Source organism: Trabulsiella guamensis ATCC 49490 (assembly GCF_000734965.1).
Taxonomy (GTDB): domain Bacteria; phylum Pseudomonadota; class Gammaproteobacteria; order Enterobacterales; family Enterobacteriaceae; genus Trabulsiella; species Trabulsiella guamensis.
Genome location: NZ_JMTB01000033.1, coordinates 1 through 3,092, shown reverse-complemented (window position 1 = coordinate 3,092; position 3,092 = coordinate 1). Strand labels below are relative to the sequence as shown.

4 protein-coding genes and 1 pseudogene are annotated in these 3,092 nt (G+C 60.2%); all 5 read left to right on the top strand.

Annotated features, from left to right (window positions below):
• Window positions 1-84: pseudogene (locus GTGU_RS25630) on the top strand (2,3-dehydroadipyl-CoA hydratase); the annotation flags it as partial.
• A 2-nt stretch (window positions 85-86) separates the two neighbouring features.
• Window positions 87-881: a 2-(1,2-epoxy-1,2-dihydrophenyl)acetyl-CoA isomerase PaaG gene (gene paaG, locus GTGU_RS03265; RefSeq protein WP_038154208.1), complete on the top strand. Its 795-nt coding sequence runs from the start codon at window positions 87-89 to the stop codon at window positions 879-881.
• The gene (gene paaH, locus GTGU_RS03260) at window positions 878-2,302 is read left to right on the top strand and encodes a 3-hydroxyacyl-CoA dehydrogenase PaaH (RefSeq protein WP_038154207.1); all 1,425 of its coding nucleotides are present in this window, start codon (window positions 878-880) and stop codon (window positions 2,300-2,302) included. The genes paaG and paaH overlap by 4 nt, the downstream gene beginning before the upstream one ends.
• Window positions 2,292-2,714, top strand: coding sequence for a hydroxyphenylacetyl-CoA thioesterase PaaI (paaI, locus tag GTGU_RS03255; RefSeq protein WP_038154206.1), 423 nt, complete (start codon window positions 2,292-2,294; stop codon window positions 2,712-2,714). Before paaH ends, paaI begins: the two co-directional genes overlap by 11 nt.
• The coding region (locus tag GTGU_RS03250) for a thiolase family protein (RefSeq protein ID WP_038154205.1) at window positions 2,714-3,092 on the top strand (379 nt) is incomplete at its 3' end. The genes paaI and GTGU_RS03250, both read left to right, overlap by 1 nt.

Sequence of the window (3,092 nt, the reverse complement as noted above, 5' to 3'; positions counted from 1 at the left end):
ACGCTGCTCAGCGCCACTGACGATCGGCAGGAAGGCATTGCCGCGTTTCGCGAAAAACGTACCCCCGAATTTAAAGGACGCTAACAATGGACGCTTTAATTCTCAGCAATGTGGAACAGGGCGTGATGACCATCACCCTGAACCGCCCGGATCGCCTGAACAGTTTTAACGATGAGATGCACCAGCAGTTAGTGGATTGCCTGAAACAGGCCGAGCGTGACGATACTATCCGCTGCCTGCTGATCACCGGTGCCGGACGTGGTTTTTGCGCCGGTCAGGATCTTAACGACCGTAACGTTGACCCACAGGGTAACCCCCCTGATCTGGGGCTGTCGGTGGAAAATTTCTATAACCCACTGGTGCGCAGACTGGCGGCACTGCCCAAACCGGTCATCGCCGCAGTGAACGGTGTGGCAGCCGGTGCCGGTGCGACGCTGGCGCTCGGTTGCGATATGGTCATTGCGGCCCGTTCGGCCAACTTCATCATGGCGTTCAGTAAACTTGGGCTGGTACCGGACTGCGGCGGCACCTGGTTTTTGCCGCGAGTGGCGGGCCGGGCGCGGGCGCTGGGGCTGGCGTTGATGGGCGATAAGCTCAGCGCGGAGCAGGCGCACCAGTGGGGCATGATCTGGCAGGTCGTGGATGACGCCCAACTCTCTGATGCTGCACTGACCCTGGCGCGACATCTGGCGACGCAGCCGACGTATGGTCTTGGCTTGATCAAACAGGCGCTGCTGGCGGCAGAAACCAACACCCTCGACGCGCAACTCGATCTTGAGCGCGACTACCAGCGACTGGCCGGACGCAGCCCGGATTATCGCGAAGGGGTCAGCGCGTTCCTTGCCAAACGACCACCACAATTCAGCGGGAAATCATCATGAGCCAGCGCATTAACACCATCGCAGTGATTGGCAGCGGCACGATGGGCGCGGGTATCGCTGAAGTGGCGGCGTCCGCAGGCCATCAGGTTTTGCTGTATGACATTGCCAGCGAGGCGCTGGCACGTGCCATTGACGGGATCCGCTCACGACTGGAATCCCGCGTGGCGCGCGGCAAACTCAGTACAGAGGCCTGCGCCAGCACGCTGGCAAATCTGCACCCGGTCGCTGATCTGTCAGCGCTCGCCGCCGCAGGACTGGTGATTGAAGCGGCCAGTGAGCGGCTGGAAGTCAAAAAAGCGCTGTTCAGCCAACTGGCGGAGATTTGCCCGCCGCAGACGCTGCTCACCAGCAACACGTCATCGATTTCCATTACTGCCATCGCCGCCGACGTGCGTCACCCGGAGCGTGTAGCAGGGCTGCACTTCTTTAACCCGGCGCCTGTCATGAAGCTGGTGGAGGTGGTTAGTGGCCTCGCGACCTCGCCGGAAGTGGTAGAGCAGCTTTGCCAGTGCGTTATGCACTGGGGCAAGCAGCCGGTGCGTTGCCACTCAACGCCGGGATTCATTGTTAACCGTGTCGCCCGTCCGTTTTATGCCGAGGCGTGGCGCGCGCTGGAAGAGCAGGTCGCCGACGCCGCCGTGATTGATGCCGCGCTGCGCGACGGCGGGCGATTCCCGATGGGACCGCTGGCGTTGACTGATCTGATCGGTCAGGACGTCAATTTCGCCGTGACCTGTTCTGTATTCAACGCCTTCTGGCAGGAGCGTCGTTTTCTGCCGTCGCTACAGCAACAGGAACTGGTGCTGGCGGGTCGGCTTGGGAAAAAAAGCGGACAGGGTGTCTATCGCTGGCCGGAGGGGGCGCCAGCAGTGGCCTTCCATCCTGCGATTGCTGAGCAACTACATGCTCGGGAAGTCCATAAAAGAGGTGACGTTGTCACGCTTGATAATGTGTTATTGATGACGACTGACGGTGAAATCGCGCAGGCGAAAGCGGCACGGCTGAAATGCCCGGTCGTGCTGATGGATTATTGCGAAGGTGATGTGACCGCCATTGCCGCTGCCGACAGCAATTCTTCACAAGAGACGGCGAAAGCCGTTGCCTGGCTGCAGCAACAGGGCAAACAGGTGGTGATGATTGCTGACTATCCCGGTCTGCTGGTCTGGCGCACCGTGGCAATGCTGGTTAACGAAGCCCTCGATGCGCTGCAAAAAGGGGTTGCCAGCGAAACTGACATTGATACCGCGATGCGCCTGGGGGTGAATTATCCCCGCGGCCCGTTGCAATGGGGTGAAATCCTCGGCTGGCAGCGGGTACTGACGATGCTGGAAAACCTGCAACGTCATTATGGTGAAGAGCGTTATCGCCCGTGTTCACTGCTGCGCCAGCGTGCACTTCTGGAGTGTGGCTATGAATCATAACGCCTGGCGCAACGCGCGCGTGATGTATGAAAACGACGCCTGTGCGCAGACGCTGGGAATCGACATCCTGGAGATGGATGAAGGGTATGCCGTGGTCACCATGACCGTACTGCCGCAGATGCTTAACGGTCATCAGACCTGCCACGGCGGGCAAATTTTTTCGCTGGCGGATACCGCATTTGCCTATGCCTGCAATAGCCAGGGCATAGCGGCGGTAGCTTCCGCCTGCACCATTGATTTTCTGCGTCCGGGGAAGGTGGGCGACAAGCTCACTGCCACCGCACGAGTCAAACATCAGGGCACAATCGCCGGGGTGTATGACATTGAAATCATTAACCAACATCAAAAAACGGTCGCGCTGTTTCGCGGTAAATCGCACCGCATCGGTGGCCGTGTGACGGGAGAAGCCTGATGCGTGATGCGTTTATTTGTGATGGCGTGCGAACCCCGATAGGTCGCTACGGCGGCGCGCTTTCCGCCGTCCGGGCGGACGACCTCGCGGCTATTCCCTTGCGGGCGCTGCTGAGTCGTCATCCGCAACTGGATGCAGCGTTGCTCGACGATGTGATCCTCGGTTGCGCCAATCAGGCGGGGGAAGATAACCGCAACGTCGCGCGTATGGCGGTGCTGTTGGCAGGGCTGCCGCAGACAGTATCCGGCACTACCATTAACCGGCTGTGCGGTTCCGGGCTGGACGCGCTGGGGTTTGCCGCGCGCGCCATTCGTGCCGGTGATGCCGATCTGCTGCTGGCAGGCGGCGTGGAATCGATGTCGCGCGCGCCGTTTGTAA

Coding starts and splice junctions, on each gene's coding strand:
- paaG (WP_038154208.1), top strand. CDS start 87: ATGGACGCTTTAATTCTCAGCAATGTGGAACAGGGCGTGATGACCATC.
- paaH (WP_038154207.1), top strand. CDS start 878: ATGAGCCAGCGCATTAACACCATCGCAGTGATTGGCAGCGGCACGATG.
- paaI (WP_038154206.1), top strand. CDS start 2,292: ATGAATCATAACGCCTGGCGCAACGCGCGCGTGATGTATGAAAACGAC.